The sequence below is a fragment of the Leifsonia sp. PARNA 1/14 genome, from assembly GCF_055720965.1.
This window is the reverse complement of record NZ_JBVQSP010000001.1, coordinates 560,798-582,938: the sequence shown is the minus strand read 5'-3', so window position 1 is coordinate 582,938 and position 22,141 is coordinate 560,798. Positions and strand designations below refer to the sequence as shown.

Genomic DNA, 22,141 nt, shown 5'->3' with positions numbered 1-22,141 from the left:
ATCACATGGCGCACGGAGTCGACGCAGACACCGTCGAGGAGTACCTGGACCGGATCGGCGAACCATTCGGCTCCGCGCTGAGGACGGTACGCGACCGGATCGCGGCCCTCGTCCCCGACTCCGAGCAACTGATCAGCTATCGGGTGCCGACGTTCAGGGTCGACGGAAAGAGCCTGGTCGGCCTGTCCGCGACGGCGAAAGACTGCAGCCTCCTGCTGATGTCGCCGCCCGCCGCGGCCGAGCTGGCGGGCCGGCTGACGGAGGGTTCGATCACCGGTGCGACGCTCCACTTCCCACCGTCGGCGCCGCTGAGCGACGAGACGCTGCGCGCCGTGCTGGCGGTGCGGCTGCGCGAACTCGGTCGCTAGCGGCAGCGCGCTCTGGCCTCCGCCGTCGCGCGGTGGGACGATGTCTCGCGACGATGGAGGAGCCGTGAAGGTGAGGAGGAGGCCATGACCGTCATCCAGACCGTCGACCCCGGTGAGGCGACCGGGGCCGTTGCGGAGATCTATGCGAAAGACGAGCGCGACCTCGGCTACGTGGCCGAGTACACGCGCGTGATGGCCTCGAACCCGGAGGCGTACCAGGCGTGGGAGCAGCTGGTCCGGGCCATCGTCTCGCAGCTCGGGGTGCGCCGTTACGAACTGGTCACCCTCGCCGCCGCCGAGGGAACGCACTCCCAGCACTGCCGGCTGGCGCACGGCCGCAAGACGCTCGCCGTCATGGACGCCGACACGGTGGAGGCCATCGCCCGCGACTACCGCAACGCCGGCCTCAGCGAGGCGGAGGTCGCGATGATGGAGTATGCCGAGCGCATCAGCACCGACGCTGCCTCCATGACCGAGGCCGACGCGCTTCGGCTGCGCGAGCTCGGGTTCACCGACCGTGAGATCGTCGACATCACTCTGGCGGCCGCCGCCCGCAACTACTTCAGCCGCGCCATCCAGGCTCTCGGCGTCTCGGTGGAGGTCCCTCCCGGGATCAGCGACAGCCTCCGCAGCGCGCTGCTGGCGCCGCTGTGAACGCCGGGGATCCGCGCCCGGTCGACTCCGCGCGGGCCGACCCTGCTCCGATCGAGCGCGACGTCGTCCAAGACGTGATGCTCGCCAACCCGCGCCCGGTCGGTCGCATCCAGACCCGCCGCATCACGATGCAGCCGAACGTGGCGGGCGGTCTGCACCTCCACAACGGACCGGTCGTCGGCTCGATCGAACAAGGATCGGCGATCTACCAGGTCGAGGGAGGCCCGGAGCGCACCCTCGAAGTCGGAGACACCTTCTACGAAGAGGAAGGCACCCGGATCGCCCGGTTCGACGCCGGCCCCGACGGCGTCGTGTTCCTCGCCCACTTCCCGGTGGCGACGCACGAGGAGCCGACGCTCACGATGCTCTGATCCGCACGACGCTGCAGGAGGCCGCTCATGGTGTTCGTCGTCAAACGCGTCTATGACGCGCCGGCCGTTGAAGACGGCTTCCGTGTGCTCGTCGACCGGCTCTGGCCGCGTGGCCTGACGAAAGAGAAAGCGCACGTCGACGTGTGGCTCAAGGAGGTCGCTCCGTCGACGGAGCTGCGACGTTGGTTCCACCACGTGGCTCCCCTGTTCGACGAGTTCACGGCGCGGTACGAGGCCGAGCTCGACGCGAATCCCGGGCCCGTCGATCAGCTGCGGGAGCTCGGCCGGACCCATCCCGTGGTCACCCTGCTGGTCGGGGCGCGGGATCCCGAAATGAATCAGGGGGTGGTGCTCCAGAGATATCTCGAGCACCACCCCCGGTGACGGCAACCACAGCCGTCGGCGCCGGCCGCGCCCGGTTCAGACGGCCGGCGCCAGCTCCTCGCGCTCGGACTCGTCGACGAGGAACCACGTGTACGCCGGGATGGTCAGGAACGTCGGGAACTCCTCGGCGAGCGACACCTCCCGCAGCAGTTCGGCCGCGTCGTCGAAGCGCTCCTCGACGCCGGCGTTGCGCGCCGCGGCGCTGAGCCGCCCACGCTCCTGCTCCAGCACCCCGGCGACGAGCGCCCGGTCGACGGTCGTCCCCTCATCGGTGACAGCCTTGTTCTCGATCCACTGCCGCAGCAGCGAGCGGGAGATCTCGGCGGTCGCGGCGTCCTCCATCAACCCGTCGATCGCGACCGCGCCCGTGCCGCGCAGCCAGGCCTCGATGTAGCGCAGCGCGACCGAGACGTTCGACCGGACCCCGGCGTCGGTCACCGAACCTCCCGCCGAGCGGATGTCGAGGAGGTCGCCCGCGGTGACGTGGACGTCGTCCCGCAGCCGTCCGACCTGGTTCGGCCGGTCGCCCAGCACGGCATCGAACTCCGCCAGCGCCGTCGGGATCAGGTCGGGATGGGCGACCCAGGTGCCGTCGAAGCCGTCGCCGGCCTCCCGGCGCTTGTCGTCGGCGACCTGGGCGAGGGCGCGCTCTGTCGCCTCAGCGTCGCGCCGGTTGGGGATGAAGGCGCTCATCCCGCCGATCGCGTGAGCGCCGCGCTTGTGGCACGTCGCCACGAGCAGTTCGGTGTACGCGCGCATGAACGGGACGGTCATCGTGATCCCGCGCCGGTCGCCGAAGGCGAAGCGCCGCCCGCGGCCGAGGAAGGTCTTGATGATCGAGAAGATGTAGTCCCAGCGCCCGGCGTTCAGCCCAGCGCAGTGGTCGCGCAGCTCGTAGAGGATCTCCTCCATCTCGAACGCGGCGGGGATGGTCTCGATGAGGACCGTCGCCCGCACCGTGCCGACCGGCATCCCGATGCGCTGCTGGGCGAAGACGAAGATGTCGTTCCAGAGCCGCGCCTCCAGATGCGACTCCAGCTTCGGGAGGTAGAAGTACGGACCGCGGCCCGACGCGACCAGCTCGGCCGCGTTGTGCCAGAAGTAGAGCCCGAAGTCGGTGAGCGAAGCGCTCGCCGGCGTCGTGCGGCCCGCGCGGTCGGTGAACGCGAGATGCTTCTCGACCAGGTGCCAGCCGCGCGGGCGCATCACGATCGTGGGCGTGTGCTCGTGCGGGGTGGTGACGCGGTACTCCTTGCCCTCCGGGCTGGTGAAGGCGAGGCGGCCGCGCGCGGCGTCGCGCAGGGTGCGCTGGCCGCCCACGATGTTGCCCCAGGTCGGGCTGGTGGCGTCCTCCAGGTCGGCGAGCCAGACCCGCGCGCCCGAGTTGAGGGCGTTGATCGCCATCTTCGGGTCGGTCGGGCCGGTGATCTCGACGCGGCGGTCCTCCAGGCCGGGGCCGGCGCCGGCGACCCGCCAGGTCGGGTCCTCGCGGATGGCCTCCGTCGTGCTGAGGAACTTCGGGTCCCGGCCGTTGCCGGCCTCCGACCGCCGGCGCTGGCGCTCCAGCAGGAGCTCTTGGCGGCGGGCGGCGAACGCCTGGTGCAGGTGGTCGACGAAGGCGAGCGCCTCCGGGGTCAGGATGTCGTCGGTCCCGTCGACGCGGGGCCCGGTGATCTCGATCATGGTCGTGTCCTTGTCTCTCGGTCCGCGGCGGGCGCGGATCAGAACTGGTGCTGTTCGGTGGAGCCGACGAGTGCGAGCGTGGCGCTGTCGGGGTTGAGCGCGGTCGCGATGCGGTCGAAGTAGCCGGTGCCGACCTCCCGCTGGTGGCGGGTGGCGGTGTATCCGGAGCTCTCGGAGGCGAATTCGGCCTCCTGGAGGTCCACGTAGGCGCTCATCTTCCGGTCGGCGTAGTCCTTGGCGAGCGTGAACATGGAGTAGTTGAGGGCGTGGAAGCCCGCGAGGGTGATGAACTGGAACGCGTAGCCCATCGCCGCCAGCTCGCGCTGGAAGCGGGCGATGGTCTCGTCGTCGAGGTGCTTGCGCCAGTTGAACGACGGCGAGCAGTTGTAGGCCAGCTTCTTGCCGGGGAACTCGGCGTGCACCGCTTCGGCGAACCGGCGCGCGAGCTCCAGGTCGGGCTCGGCCGATTCCACCCAGAGGAGGTCGGCGTACGGCGCGTAGGCGAGGCCGCGCGCGACGACGGGCTCGATGCCGTTCCGCACCTCGTAGAAGCCCTCGGCGGTGCGGGTTCCGGTGAGGAAGGCGCGGTCGCGCTCGTCGTGGTCGCTCGTCAGCAGGGTCGCTGCGAGCGAGTCGGTGCGGGCGATGACGATCGTCGGCACCCCGGCGACGTCGGCCGCGAGCCGCGCGGCGTTGAGCGTGCGGATGTGCTGCCCGGTCGGGATGAGCACCTTGCCGCCCATGTGGCCGCACTTCTTCTCGCTGGCGAGCTGGTCCTCCCAGTGCACACCGGCGGCGCCCGCCTGGATCATGCCGTGCATCAGCTCGTAGGCGTTGAGCGGGCCGCCGAACCCGGCCTCGGCGTCGGCGACGATCGGGGCCATCCAGTCGGAGACCGGGCCGTCGGTGCCCTCGATCTGGCCGGCGCGCAGCAGCGCGTTGTTGATGCGGCGCACGACCGCGGGAACCGAGTTCGCCGGGTACAGGCTCTGGTCGGGGTAGGTCTGGCCCGAGAGGTTGGCGTCGGCGGCGACCTGCCAGCCGGAGAGGTAGATGGCCTCCAGGCCCGCTCGCACCTGCTGCACCGCCTGGTTGCCGGTGAGGGCGCCGAGTGCGGCGACCCACTGGGCGTCTGGCCCGGATCCGTCACGCTGGATGAGCTCCCAGAGCCGCTCGGCGCCGCGGCGTGCGAGCGTCTGCTCCTCGCGCACAGGGCCGCGCAGCGCCACGACGTCCTCGGCCGTATAGTCGCGGCGGATGCCGGACCAGCGCGGGTCGGCGTCCCACTCGAGACGGAGCTCGGCAGCGGTCTGCGTCGTGTCGCCGGGGCGGGCTGAGGTGTTCATGGGGACCTCCATCGGTCGGATCGGTTGACACGATCGTGGCCGCCCGGCACCAGTTGCGGAGAGGTTCCGTCGACAGAAATTCGCGGGTTCTTCTGTTTGCCAGAACTCCGGGCGAGTGTCACGATGGCCTCCATGACCGACACCGCTGTCACAGTCGACGACGAGGCGACCGCGACCGACGCACTCACCCTCGGCCGCCGCGTGCGCGCCTACCGGCTCGAACGGGCGATGACCCTCGAGGCACTGGCCGCGGCGATCGACCGCGCGCCCTCCCAGATCTCGGCGATCGAGAACGGCAACCGGGAGCCGCGACTCGCCCAGCTGCGCCTGATCGCCGCGGCGCTCGGAGTCACCGTCGACGACCTCCTCGCGCCCGACGCCCCTGACGAGCGCGCGGCCCTCGAGATCGCTGTCGAGCGCGCCCAGCGCGGGCCGGTGTTCGCCGCGCTCGGCATCGACCCGGTGCGGGTGTCGAAGTCGGTCCCCGATGCGACGCTGCGGGCGATCCTCGCCCTGCACCAGGAGGTCGGGCGGCTGCATCGCGAGCGCGCGGCGACGCCCGAGGAGGCGCGCCGCGCCAATGCGGAGCTGCGCGCGACGATGCGTGCCCGCGACAACTACTTCGCCGACCTGGAGGCCATCGCGGCCGACCTGCTCGGCGCCGTCGGACACACCGGCGGCCCGGTCTCCCACCAGACCGTCGCCGACATGGCCGACCACCTCGGCTTCTCGCTGCACTACGTCGGCGACCTGCCGCATTCCACGCGCTCGGTCACCGACAAGCGCAACGGCCGCATCTACCTGCCGACCGAGCAGTCGGCCTCCCGCGACTCCCGCTCCCCCATCCTGCAGGCGTTCGCCTCCCAGCTGCTCGGGCACGACGAGCCGCGAAATTACGCCGACTTTCTGCGGCAGCGGGTCGAGACCAACTACCTGACCGCCGCGCTGCTGCTTCCCGAGAAGGACGCCGTCGCGTTCCTGACCGAGGCCAAGAACTTCCGGCGCATCTCGATGGAGGACCTCCGCGACGCCTTCGCGGTGTCGTACGAGACGGCCTGCCACCGGTTCACGAACCTCGCGACCGCACGGCTCGGCATCCCGGTGCACTTCATGAAGGTGCACGAGTCGGGCACGATCATCAAGGCGTACGAGAACGACTCGGTGGCGTTCCCGTCGGACGCACTGGGCGCCATCGAGGGCACGCCGGTGTGCCGCAGCTGGACGGCGCGGACGGTTTTCGACGTCGCCGACCGGTTCAGCCCGTACTACCAGTACACCGACACGCCGCGCGGAACGTACTGGTGCACCTCCCGCATCGAGAAGGCGAAGGAGGGCGACTACTCGGTGAGCGTGGGCGTACCGTTCGCGCACGTGAAGTGGTTCCGCGGCCGGGAGACGACGCATCGCGCCGTGTCGCGCTGCCCCGACGAGTCGTGCTGCCGGCGCCCGTCGGGCGCGCTGGCCGAGCGCTGGGAGGGGCAGGCGTGGCCGGCGGCGCGCACGCCCACCTCACTGCTCGCCGCGCTGCCGACCGGCACCTTTCCCGGCGTCGACTCGACCGAGGTCTACGACTTCCTCGAGCGCCACGCCCCCGCCGCTCCCGCTGCCTCCTGAACGCCGAAGGGCACGTCGTTGTCGCTTTCTAGCGCGAAAACTGACAACGACGTGCCCTTCGGCGGATGACTACTCCAGGACGAGCTCCCGGACGGCGACGCCGTACGGGTCGAGCGTCAGCTCGGCCGCGGCGTCCCCGCGCAGCGTGCGCAGCTCCCCCGCGACCTGCGGCCGGACCGTGACCGCCGTCTCGTGCTGCGAGACGAACACCACGAACCGGCGGCCGTCGGCGTGCACCAGCGTGTCGGCGAACACGCGCGGGTCGTCCAGGCGCACGTCGCGTTCCACGTCGGCCAGGTCGGCGAGCGCGGCGTACAGCCGCCAGGTGTCCTCCGGGTTCACGCGCGCCCTGGCGGACGCGAAGAACTCGATCGGGTAGGTGCAGAGCACCGCGCGACCGGCGCCATGCTCCTTCACCACTAGCGCGGGACGGCCCTGGGCGTCCACCGCAACGACGGTTCCGGAGATCGCCCGCACCGGCAGGAAGGTCCGGCTGTTCTCGTTGCCCGCAGCGGGGAACGACAGCGTCGTGCCTGCCGGGAGGCCGCCGAAGTCCGCCACGAAGCGCACGGTCGCGACCTCGTCGGTCACCGGCTCCGCCAGCCCGTACGACGAGGCCATGCGGACGCCGAAGAGCGCCTCGGTGTTCGCCCACCACGGCCCGCGCTGCACGCCGCTGTCGCCGTGCGAGTACGAGGCGTACACCGTCGCGCCGCCGCGGGCGAGCTCCTCCAGCTGCAGCCAGGAGGTCGCGCAGAGCTGCTTGACCGACGGCAGCAGGTACAGCCCGTAGCCGGCGGGGATGCCGCCGTCCTCGCGCTCGCGTACGACCGCGACCGGGATGTGCGCCTCGTGCGCGGCGAGATACGACTGCTCGCCGGTGACCACGATGTGCGCGCGCTCCTCCTCCTGCGTGAACGGATAGTCGGCCTCCAGGTGCGACGGCACGACGATGGCGGCGTCGACCGGGCTGCGCTGCACGTTCGGGAGGTCGATCGCGGCGAGGTCGGCGGCGAACCGGGCGAGCTCGCGCAACGGCGGCTTGGGCGCCCCGGTGCGGTCGGTGATGCCGAAATGCATCTCGAACGGGTGGTGCGAGTACGGGCGCTGGCCGGCCAGGTCGTCGTAGTCAGTGTTGTTCCAGGCGATCCAGCCGGTCGCACCGGCGAGCAGGGTCGTGTAGAGCAGCTGGCGGTAGTACGACGCGGCGCCCTCGTCAGAGACGAAGTCGCTGGTGAGGCCGAACTCCTCCATGATCACCGGCAGGCCGCCGACGCCCGCCAGCTCGGCGATGTACGCCGCCTTGAGGTGCTGCCGGGTCTGGTCGGTCTCCATGCGGTACACGTGGGGGCCGACGAAATCGGTGAAGCGGGCGAGGTCGCGCACCGAGAAGCCGTTGTCGTGGCCGGTGGTCTCGATGCCCCACGCGCCGTCGCCGACGGAGACCGGCTGGGTGCCGCCTCCCGCCCGGACGGCGTCGACCAGCAGCGACGCCCATGCATCGACGATCGGGCGTGGCGCCTCCCCTCCGTAGATCGGCATCTCGTTGGTCAGCAGCCAGCCGGCGACCGCAGGATGCGCGGCGAACCGTGCCGTCAGCTCCCGTACGTACCAGGCCTGGCGGCCGACGAACCAGACATCGCTGTAGAGGTCGCGGCCCTCCCGCCACGACGGGTCCCAGTTCTCGCCCGACATGTGCCCGACCAGGAAGGTCGGCACGGTCGTCATCCCGATCTCGGTGTGTGCGTCGAGGAAGTCGGCGAAGTTGGCCAGGCACTGCTCGTCCAGCGTGTCGGGCGTGGGGTGGAAGTCGGGCCAGTAGAAAAATGACCGGGTCATGTTGAGCCCGTGGTCGGCGAGGACGCGCAGCTCCTCGCGCAGAACCGCGGGGTCGTAGCGCTTCCACATGAGCGGACCTCCGGTGCGCGACCAGAAGTTCGCTCCGAGCCAGACCACGGGCGCGTCGTCGACCGTGAGCACAGGGGATGGACGATCCATGCTTCCTTCCGGGTTCCGCGGCGTCACTTGACCGCGCCGGCGGTCAGACCGGCGACGAAGTTGCGCTGCAGCAGCAGGAACGCGACGACGATCGGGATCGACACCACGAGGGAGGCGGCCATGATCTGGTTCCAGTACACGTTCGTCTGCGTCGAGTAGAGCTGGAGGCCGACCGCCAGCGTCCTGTTCTCGTCCGTCGTCATCACGGATGCGAAGAGCACCTCGCCCCAGCTGGTCATGAAGGAGTAGATCGCGACGGCGATCAGGCCCGGCCGGGCCGCCGGGAGCACGACGTGCCAGAGCGCGCCCATCGGGCCGGAGCCGTCGACCTTCGCCGCCTCGTCGAGCTCGCGCGGGATGCCGTCGAAGTAGCCGGCGAGCATCCAGATCGAGAACGGCAGCACGAACGTGAAGTACGTGATGATGAGGCCCCAGCGGGTGCCGACGAGCTGGATGCCGGTCGCCTGGTTGATGTTCACGAAGATCAGGAACAGCGGGAGGAGGAACAGCACGCCGGGGAACATCTGCGTGGAGAGCACGGTCGTCGTGAAGACGTTGCGGCCCTTGAAGCGGTACCGCGACACGGCGTACGCGGCGAAGACCGCGATCACGAGGCTGATCAGCGTCGCGGCGCTCGACACGATGAGGCTGTTGACGAAGTAGGACGCCAGCGGCACGGTCGTCCACATGTCGATGAACGGCTGGAAGGTGATCGTCTGCGGCCACCACGTGAAGGCGCCCTGCACCTCCGACAGCGGCTTCATCGACGACGTCACCATCACATACAGCGGCACCACGGTGAAGATCGCCAGAAAGACGACGACCACCCAGCGGAAGACGTGGGAAGAGCGGGTTTCACGCATCGCGGTTCCTCCGGTTGACGGCGATCAGGTAGATGCCCGTGACCACGAGCAGGAACAGCAGCAGGAGCACGCTCATGGCGGCGCCGGAGCCGAAGTTCCAGGTCAGGAACGAGGCGTTGTAGATGTGGAAGGAGATCAGGTCGCCCGCCGCGGGCTGGGCCGTGCTCCCGAAGAGCACGTAGGGCGTGTTGAAGTCGTTGAATGTCCAGAGGAACATCACGAGCAGCAGCACCGAGTTCACCGGGCGCAGCATCGGCAGCGTGATCGAACGCCACTGCCGGAACGGCTTGGCGCCGTCGACCGCCGACGCCTCGTAGACCTCGGACGAGATCGACTGCAGGCCCGCCATCAGCATCAGGAAGGCGAACGGCCACAGCCTCCAGATGGCGACGATGACGATCGCCCAGAACGCGTTGCCGCCGATCAGCCAGAACGGCTTGTCGCCGGGGAGGCCCAGGTTGTCGAAGAGGAAGTGGTTGATCGCGCCCGTGTCCTTCTGGAACATGAACTTCCACGTGATGATGCCGGCGTAGAGCGGCAGCGCGTACGGCACGAGGAACAGGGTGCGGAAGAGCGCCCGTCCGCGGAAGCGGCCCTGGAGCGCGACGGCCGCGGCCATCCCGAGCACCCAGGAGAGTCCGACCACCAGGATGGTGAAGCCGACTGTCACGAAGAACGAGTGCAGCAGCCCTGCGCCCACCGAGCCGTTGAAGTCGAGGGCGACCTGGTAGTTCTTCAGGCCGACGAACGGCGCCTCGCTCCAGTTCGCGATGAAGAACTTGGTGAGCTGGAGGAAGCTGATCCAGATGCCGGTGAGCATCGGCACGACGTGGATGAGCAGCTCGAACACGATCGCGGGTGCGAGCAGGACGAACGGGAGCCACCAGCCCTTGGGGCGCTTCCGTTTGGGTGCGGGCGGGGCCGGGACCGGCTTCTGCGCGGCCGCCGGTCCGCGGACGTCTGTCGTCGTCGACATGGGTCTCCTTCAGGTGGTACGTGCTCGCCGGGCGGGATGCGCTCCCGCCCGGCGAGCGTGTCGTTCAGAGCGTCAGCCGCCGATCGACTGCTTGACCTGGTCCTGCGCGTTCTGCAGCGCCGACTTGATGTCGGAGTCGGAGACCGTGCCGCCGGTGGCGATCTTGGCGAACATGTCGTTCATCGCCTTGCCGACGGTGTTCTCGAACTGGTCCTCGGCCGGCACCAGCGGCAGAGGCTTGGACATCTCGTTGTAGATCTTCTGGAACGTGGCCGCTTCGTCCGCGTTGTCGGTGAAGTTCGGCTTGGCGCCCTTCAGCACCGGCAGGGTCGCGTACGGCTTGCCGAGCGTGGACTGGACCGACTCGCTCGTCATGTACTTGACGAACTCGAGGGCGGCGTCCTTGTTCTTGGTGTTCTTGAAGATCGACAGGTTGATGCCGGCGACGTGGCTCGCGACCGGCTTGCCGCCCTCGGGCGACGGGAACGGCACGACGCCGTACGCGTCGGACTTCATGCCGTTGGCGTTGATCGACGAGTCGGCGTTGTTCTGGCTGAGGATCATCGCGACCTTGCCGGTGGCGAAGTCGTTGACCGCCTGCACGCCGTTGTCGTACTGCGCGTTGGAGGTGTTCACGACCTTGTCGGTCTGCATCAGATCCAGGTACCGCTTGATGCCGTCGACGTTCGCCGAGGAGGTGAAGGTGGGGTTGCCCTTGCTGTCGAACCACTCGCCGCCGTTCTGCGCCGAGTTGATGAACGCGAAGTGCGCGTTCTCGGTGTAGCTTCCGGCCGCGAGCGAGAACCCGTACTGGGTGCCGTTGGTCAGCTTCTTCGCGTCGGTGACCAGCTCCTCCCAGTTGGTGGGCGGCTGCACGCCGGCGTCGGAGAACATCTTCTTGTTGTAGTAGAGGCCGTAGGCCAGACCGTAGAGCGGGACGCTGGTGACCGTCTTGCCCGCGGCGCCGCCGGTGTCGAGCGCGGTCTTGACGAACTTGTCGCTGCCTCCGATCGCCTTCATCTCGCTGTCGCCGAACGGCAGGAAGGCGCCGGTCGCCTGCAGGGAGGCCGCCCAGGTGTTGCCGATGTTCAGCACATCGGGGCCCTGGCCGGAGGTGACGGCGGTCTGGATGCGCGTCTGCAGGTCGTTCCAGCCGATGACCTCGAGCTTGACCTTCACGCCGGTCTTCTTGGTGAAGTCGTCCAGCACCGGAGTCAGGACCTGCTTGTCGTTGTCGAGGCTGGTCCCCTGGTTGCTGGCCCAGTAGGTGATGGTCGACCCGCTGGCCGACGATGTCGAACCGCTGCTGCTGCAGCCCGCTGCCACGAGCGAGATCGTGGCCGCCAGCGCTGCCGCGGCGATGACGCGTTTCCTCATTGTGACTCCTTCGTCTCTTGATGGGCGCTTCGCCGCTCCCGTCCCCGGGGAGCGCACGTGACGCCACCGCGACTATAACTGAACCGGTTCAGTAATTCCAAGCGTTGACGTCCTGGGAATCAGGTGTATATCGGATACCTTTTCTCAGGCCCGCGCCGGGACGCTCGTCGACCGCACGATCAGCTCGGAGGGGCGCGCGGTCCGGATGGGCGTCTCGATGCCGGCGAGCTCGTCGAGCAGCATCCGGGTCGAGCGCCGCCCCTGCTCCTCCGGGAATCGCGCCAGCGCCGTGAGCGGGCGCGAACCGAGCCGGCAGATCAGCGAGTCGTCCCAGCTGACCAGAGCGACGTCGTCCCTCCCCCGGCGCGACAGCGCGGCCTGCGCGCCGAGCGCGAGCAGATCGTTGGAGGTCACGATGGCCGACAGCTCCGGATCGTCGGCGTGCGCCGCCGCGATGCGCTCGCCTGCCTCCATCGAGTAGTCCGACGGCTCCGACGCGGCCTGCACTCCGAGGCCGGCCGCGAACCGGGCGATCGACCGTGCGCGATCGCGTTCGTGCTCGAAGTCGCTCGGACCCTGGATGTGGAGGATACGCCGGTGTCCGAGCCCGTGCAGGTGCCCCACCAGGAGGCGCGCGTCGCCCGTCGCGTCGTAGAGCAGCACCCGGCCGGGCGCGACCTCCTCGTCGTTGCCGTGCAGCACGAACGCCAGCCCGAGCTCGTCGAGCAGCGCGGGGCGCTGGTCGCCGATCACGATGTCGAAGAGCATGACGCCGTCGACGCGCCGTTCGGCGCTCCAGCGCCGGTACGCGGCGAGATCCTGCCCGTTCGACGGGCCGACCATGCGCAGCAGCAGCGACTGGCCGCTTTCGGCGAGTTCGGCCTCCACGCCCGCCAGGAGGCTCATGTAGTACGGCTCCGTGCCGAGCAGCCCCGGATCGCGGCGCAGCACGATCCCGATGGCGTCGGAGCGCGCGCGTGAGAGCGCCCTGGCGCTCGAGCTGGGATGCCACCCGAGCTCGTCGGCGAGGTCGAGCACGCGACGGCGGGTGTCGTCGCTGACCCCGGGCTGGCCGTTGAGCGCGTACGACACCGAGGCCTTCGACAGCCCGAGCCGGTCGGCGAGGCCGCCGATCGTCACCCGCGTCGCTGACACCATCGACCGCTCCCTTCGCACGCCGGACGGGCCAAGAGTACATCGGACTGAAGCGGTTCAGTGCACGCGACCGCGCCGGACGCTTTGCCCGGAGTCGTCCCGGATTCCCGACGAACGGGCGGCCGACGACCCGGAAGAATGGCGGGAACCCGTCAGCAGAGAGGTCTCCCTGTGTCCAGCACCGTGTTCGAACGTCAGCGTCCCGACGCCTCCGTCGTCGCCCATGCGCTCGCTCCCGCGCGGCAGGAGGTGTTCTGGATCGAGGACGCCCCCGGCGACCCGTACCCGCGTCTGAACGGCGACCTCAGCTGCGACCTCGCGGTGGTGGGCGGAGGCTACTCGGGCCTGTGGACCGCGCTCCTCGCCAAGCGCGAGAACCCGGAAGCGCGCGTCGTGCTGCTCGAAGGCCGGCGGATCGGCTGGGCGGCCTCCGGCCGCAACGGCGGGTTCTGCGAGGCCAGCCTCACCCACGGCGACGAGAACGGACGCAGCCGGTTCGCGGACGAGTTCGACCGCCTCCAGCAGCTCGGCCTGGCGAACCTCGACGAGATCGAGGCGACGATCGCCGAGCTCGGCCTCGACGCGGAGTTCGAGCGCAACGGCGCCATCGACCTCGCCACCGAGCCGCACCAGGTCGAGTGGCTGCAGGAGGCCGCCGACGGACCCGAGGCGCGCTTCCTCGACGAGGCGGCCGTGCGGGCCGAGGTGCACTCCCCCACGTATCTCGGCGGCCTCCTGCGTACCAGGGACTCGGCGCTGGTCCACCCCGCCAAGCTGGCACGCGCCCTCGCCCGCGCATGCGAGGCAGCGGGCGTCGAGATCTTCGAGCACTCCCCCGTCGACGGGATCGGAGACGGCACCACGCTGTACACGCCGGAGGGCGTCCTCCGGTCCGAGCGCACCGCCCTCGCGACCAATGTGTTCCCGAGCCTGCTCAAGCGCAACCGCCTCGCCACGGTCCCCGTGTACGACTACGTGCTGATGACCGAGCCGCTCTCTGCGGAGCAGTTGGCGTCCATCGGGTGGACGGGGCGGCAGGGGCTCGGCGACTCGGCCAACCAGTTCCACTACTACCGGCTGACCCGCGACAACCGCATCCTCTTCGGCGGCTACGACGCGATCTACCACTTCGGAGGCCGGGTCCGAGAGCGCTACGAGGACCGCCCTGAGACCTTCCGGACGCTCGCGAGCCACTTCTTCACCACGTTCCCTCAGCTCGAGGGGCTGACCTTCACGCACCGCTGGGCCGGCGCGATCGACACCTGCAGCCGGTTCTGCGCGTTCTTCGGAACCGCCCGCGACGGCAAGGTCGCCTACGCCACGGGCTACACCGGCCTCGGCGTCGCCGCGACGCACTTCGGCGCCCGGGTGATGCTCGACCTGCTCGCGGGCCGCTCGACCGAGCACACCGAGCTGGCGATGGTCCGCAGCCGGCCGCTGCCGTTCCCTCCCGAGCCCGCGGCCGCGATCGGCATCAACCTGACCCGCTGGTCGCTCGACCGCGCCGACCACCGGCAAGGCCAGCGCAACCTGTTCCTCCGGACGCTCGACGCCGTCGGGCTCGGCTTCGACTCCTGAGGGCCCGGCACCGGCGCCGGGCCCGCCTCCTCCCCGTCAGAAAGGACGGTGCTGTGACTGCAGCCTCCTCTCCCCCTTCGTCCGCGTCCGAGCACGACGGTTCCGTCCGCCTGCACGGCGTGACCAAGCGCTTCGGCGACGCCACGGCCGTCGACGGAATCGACCTGGAGGTGCGCAGCGGCGAGTTCCTCTCGCTGCTCGGCCCCTCGGGCTGCGGCAAGACCACGCTTCTGCGCATGATCGCGGGCTTCGAGCAGCCGGACGACGGCGACATCCTGGTCGGGGGCACGAGCGTCCTGCGCACGCCGCCGCACAAGCGGCCGGTCAACACCGTGTTCCAGTCGTACGCGCTGTTCCCGCACATGACCGTCGCCGAGAACGTCGCATACGGGCTGCGCCAGAAGCGCGTGCCCCGGGCCGAGATCGCGAAGCGCGTGCAGGACGCGCTGGAGCTCTCGCGCATGGGCTCGTTCGCCGACCGCAGTCCCCAGAAGCTCTCGGGCGGCCAGCAGCAGCGCGTCGCCCTCGCGCGAGCGCTGGTCAACCGGCCCCGCGTGCTGCTCCTCGACGAGCCGATGTCCGCCCTCGACCGCAAGCTCCGGGAGGAGATGCAGATCGAGTTGAAGCTGCTGCAGCGCCAGCTGGGCATCACCTTCGTCTTCGTGACGCACGACCAGCAGGAGGCCCTGTCGATGAGCGACAGGATCGTCGTGATGCAGGGCGGCCGGATCGAGCAGCTCGGAGGCACCGAGGAGATCTACACCCACCCGGCGACGGCGTTCGTCGCGGGGTTCATCGGCAAGCAGAACTTCATCGACGCGGTCGTCCAGGCCGACGGCGGGCTGCTGGCCGCCGACGGTGCGGTGACCAGCGGTCACCCGGAGACTTTCGCCCGACACGACACCCGACCCGGAGCTCGGGTGCGCGCGGCCGTCCGCGCCGAGGCGATCGCGGTCACGGCGTCGCGTCCGGCCGGCTCCGCCGTCGCGGGCACGCTCGCCGGCATCTCGTTCCTCGGCGACGCCATCCAGTACGTCGTCGTCACCGACTCCGGCCTCGAGCTGATCTCCCGGGTCGCGCCATCGCGTGCCGAGCAGCTCGCGACGGGCGACCGCGTCTGGTGCGGCTGGAGCGACGATGCCCTGCACGTCTTCGCGGCACCCGAGCCCGACGAGGAGGCCGCGTAGATGGGCGCTTCCCCCGCGCGCGCCGATGTCGTCGCGCTCATCCCCCGTGGGTCCTCCGCACGGATCAGCCGCCGCGCGCTGCTCGGCGGGTTCGCGCTCGGCGCAGCCGGGCTGGCGCTGAGCGCCTGCAGCCGGCAGACCGCGTTCGGAGCCTCCGCCCGCCCGGACGGCGCCGTCGAGAGCCAGCTGAACGTCTACAGCTGGGGCGACTACGACGACCCCGGCAACATCAACGCGTTCCAGAAGGCCTCCGGCGTCACCGTCCAGCTCGACTCGTACGGATCGAACGAGGAGATGATCGCCAAGCTCGGGGCCACCCGCGGCACGAGCGGCTACGACATCGTCGTCCCGACCGGCAACTACGTGCCGATGATGGTCGCGAACGGCCTCCTGCAGAAGCTCGACCACTCGCGGCTGAAGAACCTGGGCAACCTGGAGACCGCCTACACGGACCAGTCGTGGGACCGCGGCAACGTCTACACGGTCTGCAAAGACTGGGGCACGACCGGGTACGCGTACGACACGAACGTCATCGCGCGCCCGATGACCTCCTGGGCCGACTTCCTCGACGCCGCCCAGAAGGAGGCGAGCCGCAACGTCGCCGTGCTGGAGGACCCGTGGGAGGTCACCAGCATGTACTTCGCCGCCAACGGCATCGACCCGAACACCACCGACAAGGCGCACCTCGACGCCGCCGAGGAGTACCTCGTCGGCACTCTCGCTCCCCACGTCAAGGCGTTCAACTCCACGGCGGTCACCTCCGGCATCCCCGAGGGCACGTTCGCCCTCATCCAGGCGTTCAACGGCGATGCCCGCCAGGGGATGCTGGCCAGCGGGAAGATCCCGAAGAACTGGAAGTTCGTCTATCCGACACCGACCGCGAACCTGTGGATGGACACCTGGGCGATCGCGACCGGGGCCCAGCATCCCGACGCCGCGTACGCGTTCATCGACGCGATCCTCGAGCCGGACGCCTCCTACAAGGAGGTCGACTACATCGGCTACTCGACCGGCGTGAAAGGCCTCCGGCAGCGTGCCGAGAAGGAGCGGTTCGACCTGCCGGAACTGGTGTTCCCGTCCGACGAGGTCATCGCCCGGCTGACCCCCGCCGAGCTCAACGACGCGGCCGAACGGCTGGTTCAGATCGTCAACCGGATGATGGCGAAGGCGGGATCATGACGGCGACAGCGCAGACCACGACCCTCGGCGGCGCCCGCGAACGCTCGCGCCGCCCGGGCGGACGCACGCGGATGTCGGGGACGACAGTCGCCGGCTTCCCCACCTGGGCGTTCGTGCTCTTCTTCTTCATCGTGCCCCTCGCCCTGGTGCTCTGGTACAGCTTCGGCTACAAGCCCGACCTCTTCTCGGCGCACGCGAACGACCGGCTGTCGTTCGACCGGTACGCGGAGGCCCTGGATGCGACCTTCCTCGGCACCTTCCTCAACACCCTCCGCATCGGGCTGGTGGGCACTGCCATCTGCCTGGTCATCGCGGTGCCGTTCGCCTACTGGCTCGCGGTCAAGCTCAAGCCGCAGTACCGCGCGCTTGCCCTCGCACTGGTGCTCGTGCCGTTCTGGACGAACTTCCTCGTGCGCACGCTCGGCTGGCAGATCGTGCTCTCGCCTCAGGGCTTCCTCTCGCAGCTCCTGCAGAGCACCGGCCTCCTGCACGGCAAGCTCGACGTGCTCTACACGCAGGCGGCGGTGCAGCTCGGCGTGGTGTACAACTACCTGCCGCTGATGATCCTGCCGCTCTACGTGGCGATGGACCGCGCCGGCCGCCCGCTGCGGGAGGCCAGCGCCGACCTCGGAGCGAACCGGGTGCGCACGTTCCTGCAGGTGACCCTTCCGCTGGCCGCGCCGGGGATCGCCTCGGGCTGCCTGCTGGTGTTCATCCCGCTGATGGGCGACTACGTCACCGCGTCGGTGCTCGGCGGAGCGCAGGGCAACATGGTCGGCCAGCTGGTCGCGAGCCAGTTCAACACCGCGCAGAACTGGGCGCTCGGCTCCGCGATGGCGGTGCTGCTGATGCTCTTCATCGCCGCGGCGGTCGTCATCGTCGGCGGGCTGGCCCTGCTGATCCGCCTCGTGGTGCGTCGATCGCGCCGCGTCGACCTGGGAGGTGCCGCATGACCGGGGCGACGATCCGGCGCCAGGCGCCGCGCCGCCGACGCCGTGACGGCGTCGGAATCGGCCTGACCGTCTGGGGCGTGCTGGTCTTCGCCTTCCTGTTCCTGCCGATCCTGGTGATGCTGGCATACTCCTTCAACACCGGACGACTGCTCGCCACCTGGCAGGGCTTCGGCTTCGACGCCTACGCGAACGCCTGGGCGAACCCGGTGATCCGAGCGTCGGTGGTGACCTCGCTGGAGGTCGCGGTCGGCGCAGCGCTCGTCTCGACCCTGCTCGGCACGTTGGGCGGTCTCGCGCTCGCCCGCGCGGCCAGGAAGGCCCCCTGGGTGCTCTGGGCGACCCTCCTGCTGACGATCACGCTCTTCACGCCCGAGATCGTCGACGCGATCTCCATGCTCCCGTGGTTCGTCAGCCTGGGCACCGACTTCGGGATAGGCGTCTTCAGCAACGGCATGGTGCGCCTGGTCGTGTCGCACGCGGTGCTCTCCGTCGCCGTCGTCACGTTCATCGTGCGCGCGCGGATGCAGGGCATGGACGAGTCGCTCGAAGAAGCCGCCGCCGACCTCTACGCTCCCCCGCTCAAGCGCTTCTGGCAGATCACCCTCCCGGTGGCGAGCCCGGCGATCTGGGCGGGAGCGCTGATGTCGTTCACGCTGAGCCTCGACAACACGATCGTGTCGAGCTTCGTGCAGGTGCCGGGCGCGACGCCGTGGCCGGTGTACATCTTCAGCTCGCTGCGCGTCGGGCTGCGCCCCGAGATCGCGGCGGTCTCGGCGGTGATGTTTGTGCTCACGCTGGTGGCGCTGGCGGTCGTGGCCCTTGTGCTGCGGAAAAGCGGAGCCTCCACCGAGGAGATGGCGAAGACGCTGGCGAGCGCGTGAGCGCCGAGCAGGACGAGACGAGGAGGACGATGGACATCCTGGACGAGACGACGAGCGTGCCTGCCCTGGGCCTGCCGCTCCAGCCGGTCGACGGCGACGAGCTGACGGCGCTCGCCGAGCTGGGGCGCTTCGCCGGCCTGGAGGTCGGCGTGTGGGAGATGGCGCCGGGCGCGGCCACCGACGTGGAGGCCGATGAGCTGTTCGTCGTGATCGCGGGCCGGGCTGTCGTCGACTTCCCGGACACGGGTCGTCGCCTCGAGCTCGGCATCGGCGACGTCGCGCGGCTGACCGCCGGCGAGCGGACGGTCTGGACGGTGCACGAGACCCTGCGGAAGGTCTACTTGACTCCGTGACCTCCCTGGCGGGGGCGAGCCCGGCTCAGCCCCGCACCCGCCGGGCCAGCACCGCTGCGTGCAGGGCCCCGATCGTTTCCCCGTCGTCGAGATCGAGGCTCAACAGGTCTTCGATGAGGGCGAGCCGCTGGTAGAAGACCGAGCGCGAGAGATGGCTCGCCGCCGCCGCGCGGGTCCGGTTGCCCGGGTGGCTCAGGTACGCCCGCAGCACTTCCACGAGGTCGCCGTCGTTGGCGAGGTCGTACTCGATCAGCGGCCGCAGCATCCGCTCCGCGTACTCCTGGAGCCGGGGGTCGTCGCCGAAGGCGGTGACCAGGCGCAGCAGGGGCCGGCTCTCTGCGCGTTGCACGACGGCGTGGCGACCGCGGCCGCCGGCGCCGCGCCCGCTCAACTCGACCGCCTCCTCGACCGACGAGAGCAGCCCGGGGATGCCGTGCGCGTCCGAACCGACGCCGACGACAGCGGCGTCTCCGCTCGCGAGTGCGTCGGCTACGGCGTCCGCCGCGGGGCGTCCGGTGCGCGCCGACACGGCCACGACCAACAGTCCGGGCGACGACGGATGCGGCGCGGCGATGGCATGGGCGCCGGCGGCCGTGGCGGCCTCCACAGCGCGAGCGACGGCGTCGCGCTCGAGGCGTCCGGAGCGGCTGCGCACGACGACGCCGGCGAGCACGCGCGCGGCGACGGGGAAGCCGGCGGCCTCGAACCGCGCGGCCATGCCGCCGTCGCGCGCGAACCGGCGGCCGAGGAGCGCCGTGAGCAGCGCGTCGTGGCTGCGCCGGATCCACTCGTCGTCGTCGCGGTCGGCGAGACGGCTGAGCGCGAGTGCCACGGCCGCCTGCTCGAGCACGCTCGACCGGCCGGCGGGATGCGGCTCGCCGGGCAATGCGACGAGGTGGCCCCAGCGCATCCCGCGGGCCTCCACCGGCGTCAGCGTCCAGCCCGGCTCGCCCGCACCCCGGTGGGCCGCCCGCGAGCGCTGCTCCCAGCGATCGAGCTCGGCCTCGCCGTCACCCACGTTCTCGGCCACGAGCACCTGGTGGCCGGTGTCCTCCAGGACGACCGGGCAGGCCAGCGCTCGTGCCGCCTGCGCCACGATGAAATCGGCGGGGCTGCCGCGCAGGCTCAGCCCGGTGAAGAGCTCGCGGATCTCGTCCCGTGCCCGCAGGGCCACTGTCTGGTCGTCGATGATGCGGGCGTGCACCGCCTCGGTGATGGCGACGAACCGCGCCTCGCGGTGCAGCACGACGAACGGCAGGCCGGCGGCGCGGAACTCGTCGACGAGCGGCGCGGGGGCGACGGGAGTGCGGTCACCGAGCTCCAGCACGAGCCCGGCGATCTCGGCCTCCGCGAGCTCGCGCCCCAGGCTGCGCAGCCCGCGGGCGTCGCGCGGCCAGCCGAGGCCCGTCGCGAGCAGCAGTTCGCCCCCCGAGACGAGCCGGGCGACGTCCACCGTTTCGGCCACGTGCACCCAGCGCACCAGCACGTCGAGGCCGCCCTCGCCGGCGAGGACCTCGGGAAGGGCGTCCGCCATCGGGTCCATCCGGAGGATCTCCCGGACCGTCGGGAGGAGCATCCGCTCGCCTCCCGGACGAAATGTACTGTCTTGCCCGAACGCCCGACGATCTGGCATCACCGATCGCTCCTCTGCTCTGTGATCATGGGGATTGCAAGCCTACTTCCCCGTCGGGCATTTCGTCCGGCGCAGCATCTCCAGGAGGACCCCGTGGCCCTGATCCGCCACTTCGTGAACGGCGAGGAGGCCGGCGAGCCGGCACGTCTCGCGCCGGTCTTCGATCCCGCAACCGGCATCCGCCAGCACGACGTCGCCCTTGCCAGCGCCGCCGAGACCGAGGCGGCGATCGCCGCGGCGAAGGCCGCCCTGCCCGGGTGGCGCGCCACCAGCCTCACCAAGCGCGCCGACGTGCTCTTCCGGCTCCGCCACCTCCTCACCGAGCGCCGCAGCGAGCTGGCCGCCATCGTGACGAGCGAGCACGGCAAGGTGCTCTCCGACGCCGCGGGCGAGATCGGCCGCGGGCTCGAGAACGTCGAGTTCGCCTCCGGCCTGATCGACAAGCTCAAGGGCGAGTTCAGCGAGCAGGTCTCCACGGGCGTCGACGTGCACAGCGTCAAGCAGCCGGTCGGTGTCGTCGCGTGCATCACGCCGTTCAACTTCCCGGTGATGGTCCCGCTGTGGATGGTCGCGAGCGCCATCGCCTGCGGCAACACGGTGGTGCTGAAGCCCAGCGAGAAGGATCCGTCGGCCTCCGTCTACCTCGCGAAGCTCTTCGCCGAGGCCGGTCTGCCCGCCGGCGTCCTCAACGTCGTCCACGGCGACAAGGAGGCCGTCGACTCCCTGCTCGACTCCCCCGACGTCTCGGCCGTCTCGTTCGTCGGCTCCACCCCGGTCGCCCGGTCGATCTACCAGCGCGCCAGCGCGAACGGCAAGCGGGTGCAGGCCCTCGGCGGTGCCAAGAACCACATGGTCGTGCTCGAAGACGCCGACATCGAGGCCGCGGCCGACGCCGCCGTCTCCGCCGCCTACGGCTCGGCGGGCGAGCGCTGCATGGCGGTCAGCGTCCTCGTCGCGGTCGGCGGGGCCGGCGACGAGCTCGTCCCGGCCATCCAGCGCCGCCTCGGCTCCCTCGCGATCGGTCCCGGCACCGACCCGGCGAGCGAGATGGGCCCGCTCATCACGCGCGAGCACCGCGACAAGGTCGCCTCCTATGTGGCGAAGGCCGAGGCGGAGGGCGCCACGGTCGTCGTCGACGGCACGGCACAGCAGTTCGACGGCGACGGTTTCTTCGTCGGCGTCAGCCTCATCGACGACGTCGAGCCCGGCATGGCCGTCTACGACGACGAGATCTTCGGCCCGGTGCTGTCGGTCGTGCGTGTCGACACCTTCGACGAGGCCGTCGCCCTGATCAATGCGAACCCGTACGGCAACGGGGTCGCGCTGTTCACCCGCGACGGCGGCGCCGCACGGCAGTTCGAGTTCGAGATCGAGGTGGGCATGGTCGGCATCAACGTGCCGATCCCCGTGCCGGTCGGCGCGTACTCGTTCGGCGGCTGGAAGAACTCGCTGTTCGGCGACTCGCACATCTACGGTCCCGAGTCGTTCCACTTCTACACTCGCAGCAAGGTCGTGACCACGCGCTGGCCCGACCCGGTGCACTCGAAGATCGAGCTCGCCTTCCCGGGCAACTCCTGATCCGCACACG

20 protein-coding genes are annotated in these 22,141 nt (G+C 70.2%); 12 read left to right on the top strand and 8 right to left on the bottom strand.

What is annotated here, in order from left to right; genetic code table 11:
* The first annotated feature begins 5 nt into the window (after positions 1 to 5).
* From AC0HS0_RS02975 to AC0HS0_RS02960, 4 genes are all read left to right on the top strand, one after another.
* Entirely contained in the window at positions 6 to 368 is a 363-nt protein-coding gene (locus AC0HS0_RS02975) for an iron chaperone (protein ID WP_472961545.1), read from the top strand.
* 84 nt (positions 369 to 452) lie between these two features.
* Positions 453 to 1,022 carry a peroxidase-related enzyme gene (locus tag AC0HS0_RS02970; protein WP_472961543.1) on the top strand — a complete coding sequence of 190 codons (570 nt, stop codon included), beginning with the start codon at positions 453 to 455 and terminating at the stop codon, positions 1,020 to 1,022.
* Positions 1,019 to 1,393: a cupin domain-containing protein gene (locus tag AC0HS0_RS02965; protein ID WP_472961542.1), complete on the top strand. Its 375-nt coding sequence runs from the start codon at positions 1,019 to 1,021 to the stop codon at positions 1,391 to 1,393. Before AC0HS0_RS02970 ends, AC0HS0_RS02965 begins: the two co-directional genes overlap by 4 nt.
* Positions 1,394 to 1,420: 27 nt before the next feature.
* Entirely contained in the window at positions 1,421 to 1,777 is a 357-nt protein-coding gene (locus AC0HS0_RS02960; protein ID WP_472961540.1) for a DUF488 domain-containing protein, read from the top strand.
* A gap of 36 nt (positions 1,778 to 1,813) precedes the next feature.
* Here the strand turns inward: AC0HS0_RS02960 and aceB are convergent, their stop codons facing one another.
* Complete coding sequence (aceB, locus tag AC0HS0_RS02955; RefSeq protein WP_472961538.1) at positions 1,814 to 3,460, bottom strand: malate synthase A; 1,647 nt, start codon at positions 3,458 to 3,460, stop codon at positions 1,814 to 1,816.
* A 38-nt stretch (positions 3,461 to 3,498) separates the two neighbouring features.
* Positions 3,499 to 4,806, bottom strand: coding sequence for an isocitrate lyase (gene aceA / locus AC0HS0_RS02950; RefSeq protein WP_472961537.1), 1,308 nt, complete (start codon positions 4,804 to 4,806; stop codon positions 3,499 to 3,501).
* Between the two features lie 132 nt (positions 4,807 to 4,938).
* Between aceA and AC0HS0_RS02945 the strand changes: the two genes are divergently transcribed.
* On the top strand, positions 4,939 to 6,420 hold the full coding sequence (locus tag AC0HS0_RS02945; protein ID WP_472961536.1) for a helix-turn-helix domain-containing protein: 1,482 nt from the start codon (positions 4,939 to 4,941) through the stop codon (positions 6,418 to 6,420).
* Between the two features lie 69 nt (positions 6,421 to 6,489).
* Here the strand turns inward: AC0HS0_RS02945 and AC0HS0_RS02940 are convergent, their stop codons facing one another.
* From AC0HS0_RS02940 to AC0HS0_RS02920, 5 genes are all read right to left on the bottom strand, one after another.
* On the bottom strand, positions 6,490 to 8,418 hold the full coding sequence (locus AC0HS0_RS02940; protein ID WP_472961534.1) for a cellulase family glycosylhydrolase: 1,929 nt from the start codon (positions 8,416 to 8,418) through the stop codon (positions 6,490 to 6,492).
* Between the two features lie 23 nt (positions 8,419 to 8,441).
* The gene (locus tag AC0HS0_RS02935) at positions 8,442 to 9,281 is read right to left on the bottom strand and encodes a carbohydrate ABC transporter permease (protein WP_472961533.1); all 840 of its coding nucleotides are present in this window, start codon (positions 9,279 to 9,281) and stop codon (positions 8,442 to 8,444) included.
* Positions 9,274 to 10,257 carry a carbohydrate ABC transporter permease gene (locus AC0HS0_RS02930; protein ID WP_472961532.1) on the bottom strand — a complete coding sequence of 328 codons (984 nt, stop codon included), beginning with the start codon at positions 10,255 to 10,257 and terminating at the stop codon, positions 9,274 to 9,276. The genes AC0HS0_RS02935 and AC0HS0_RS02930 overlap by 8 nt, the downstream gene beginning before the upstream one ends.
* Positions 10,258 to 10,329: 72 nt before the next feature.
* Positions 10,330 to 11,634 carry an ABC transporter substrate-binding protein gene (locus tag AC0HS0_RS02925; RefSeq protein ID WP_472961530.1) on the bottom strand — a complete coding sequence of 435 codons (1,305 nt, stop codon included), beginning with the start codon at positions 11,632 to 11,634 and terminating at the stop codon, positions 10,330 to 10,332.
* A gap of 144 nt (positions 11,635 to 11,778) precedes the next feature.
* The gene (locus tag AC0HS0_RS02920) at positions 11,779 to 12,792 is read right to left on the bottom strand and encodes a LacI family DNA-binding transcriptional regulator (RefSeq protein ID WP_472961529.1); all 1,014 of its coding nucleotides are present in this window, start codon (positions 12,790 to 12,792) and stop codon (positions 11,779 to 11,781) included.
* A gap of 168 nt (positions 12,793 to 12,960) precedes the next feature.
* Between AC0HS0_RS02920 and AC0HS0_RS02915 the strand changes: the two genes are divergently transcribed.
* Genes AC0HS0_RS02915 through AC0HS0_RS02890 form a run of 6 tightly spaced genes read left to right on the top strand, consistent with a single transcriptional unit; the run spans position 12,961 to position 18,920 of the window.
* Entirely contained in the window at positions 12,961 to 14,367 is a 1,407-nt protein-coding gene (locus tag AC0HS0_RS02915) for an NAD(P)/FAD-dependent oxidoreductase (RefSeq protein WP_472961528.1), read from the top strand.
* A gap of 53 nt (positions 14,368 to 14,420) precedes the next feature.
* The gene (locus AC0HS0_RS02910) at positions 14,421 to 15,554 is read left to right on the top strand and encodes an ABC transporter ATP-binding protein (protein WP_472961527.1); all 1,134 of its coding nucleotides are present in this window, start codon (positions 14,421 to 14,423) and stop codon (positions 15,552 to 15,554) included.
* Positions 15,555 to 16,733, top strand: coding sequence for a polyamine ABC transporter substrate-binding protein (locus tag AC0HS0_RS02905; RefSeq protein ID WP_472961526.1), 1,179 nt, complete (start codon positions 15,555 to 15,557; stop codon positions 16,731 to 16,733).
* Positions 16,730 to 17,686: an ABC transporter permease gene (locus AC0HS0_RS02900; RefSeq protein WP_472961525.1), complete on the top strand. Its 957-nt coding sequence runs from the start codon at positions 16,730 to 16,732 to the stop codon at positions 17,684 to 17,686. The genes AC0HS0_RS02905 and AC0HS0_RS02900 overlap by 4 nt, the downstream gene beginning before the upstream one ends.
* Positions 17,683 to 18,567 (top strand): ABC transporter permease, encoded by an 885-nt coding sequence (locus AC0HS0_RS02895; RefSeq protein ID WP_472961524.1) that lies wholly within the window; start codon positions 17,683 to 17,685, stop codon positions 18,565 to 18,567. Before AC0HS0_RS02900 ends, AC0HS0_RS02895 begins: the two co-directional genes overlap by 4 nt.
* 29 nt (positions 18,568 to 18,596) lie before the next feature.
* Positions 18,597 to 18,920, top strand: coding sequence for a cupin domain-containing protein (locus tag AC0HS0_RS02890; protein ID WP_472961523.1), 324 nt, complete (start codon positions 18,597 to 18,599; stop codon positions 18,918 to 18,920).
* 25 nt (positions 18,921 to 18,945) lie between these two features.
* Here the strand turns inward: AC0HS0_RS02890 and AC0HS0_RS02885 are convergent, their stop codons facing one another.
* The gene (locus AC0HS0_RS02885; protein ID WP_472961521.1) at positions 18,946 to 20,496 is read right to left on the bottom strand and encodes a PucR family transcriptional regulator; all 1,551 of its coding nucleotides are present in this window, start codon (positions 20,494 to 20,496) and stop codon (positions 18,946 to 18,948) included.
* A gap of 150 nt (positions 20,497 to 20,646) precedes the next feature.
* Between AC0HS0_RS02885 and AC0HS0_RS02880 the strand changes: the two genes are divergently transcribed.
* A complete protein-coding gene (locus AC0HS0_RS02880; protein WP_472961519.1) occupies positions 20,647 to 22,131 on the top strand; it encodes a CoA-acylating methylmalonate-semialdehyde dehydrogenase in 1,485 nt (494 codons plus the stop codon).
* Positions 22,132 to 22,141 lie beyond the last annotated feature (10 nt).

Excerpts from the sequence above, each read along its gene's own strand:
- AC0HS0_RS02975 (WP_472961545.1), top strand. The coding sequence starts at position 6 with ATGGCGCACGGAGTCGACGCAGACACCGTCGAGGAGTACCTGGACCGG.
- AC0HS0_RS02970 (WP_472961543.1), top strand. The coding sequence starts at position 453 with ATGACCGTCATCCAGACCGTCGACCCCGGTGAGGCGACCGGGGCCGTT.
- AC0HS0_RS02960 (WP_472961540.1), top strand. The coding sequence starts at position 1,421 with ATGGTGTTCGTCGTCAAACGCGTCTATGACGCGCCGGCCGTTGAAGAC.
- aceB (WP_472961538.1), bottom strand. The coding sequence starts at position 3,460 with ATGATCGAGATCACCGGGCCCCGCGTCGACGGGACCGACGACATCCTG.
- aceA (WP_472961537.1), bottom strand. The coding sequence starts at position 4,806 with ATGAACACCTCAGCCCGCCCCGGCGACACGACGCAGACCGCTGCCGAG.
- AC0HS0_RS02945 (WP_472961536.1), top strand. The coding sequence starts at position 4,939 with ATGACCGACACCGCTGTCACAGTCGACGACGAGGCGACCGCGACCGAC.
- AC0HS0_RS02940 (WP_472961534.1), bottom strand. The coding sequence starts at position 8,418 with ATGGATCGTCCATCCCCTGTGCTCACGGTCGACGACGCGCCCGTGGTC.
- AC0HS0_RS02935 (WP_472961533.1), bottom strand. The coding sequence starts at position 9,281 with ATGCGTGAAACCCGCTCTTCCCACGTCTTCCGCTGGGTGGTCGTCGTC.
- AC0HS0_RS02930 (WP_472961532.1), bottom strand. The coding sequence starts at position 10,257 with ATGTCGACGACGACAGACGTCCGCGGACCGGCGGCCGCGCAGAAGCCG.
- AC0HS0_RS02925 (WP_472961530.1), bottom strand. The coding sequence starts at position 11,634 with ATGAGGAAACGCGTCATCGCCGCGGCAGCGCTGGCGGCCACGATCTCG.
- AC0HS0_RS02920 (WP_472961529.1), bottom strand. The coding sequence starts at position 12,792 with ATGGTGTCAGCGACGCGGGTGACGATCGGCGGCCTCGCCGACCGGCTC.
- AC0HS0_RS02905 (WP_472961526.1), top strand. The coding sequence starts at position 15,555 with ATGGGCGCTTCCCCCGCGCGCGCCGATGTCGTCGCGCTCATCCCCCGT.
- AC0HS0_RS02900 (WP_472961525.1), top strand. The coding sequence starts at position 16,730 with ATGACGGCGACAGCGCAGACCACGACCCTCGGCGGCGCCCGCGAACGC.
- AC0HS0_RS02895 (WP_472961524.1), top strand. The coding sequence starts at position 17,683 with ATGACCGGGGCGACGATCCGGCGCCAGGCGCCGCGCCGCCGACGCCGT.
- AC0HS0_RS02890 (WP_472961523.1), top strand. The coding sequence starts at position 18,597 with ATGGACATCCTGGACGAGACGACGAGCGTGCCTGCCCTGGGCCTGCCG.
- AC0HS0_RS02885 (WP_472961521.1), bottom strand. The coding sequence starts at position 20,496 with ATGCTCCTCCCGACGGTCCGGGAGATCCTCCGGATGGACCCGATGGCG.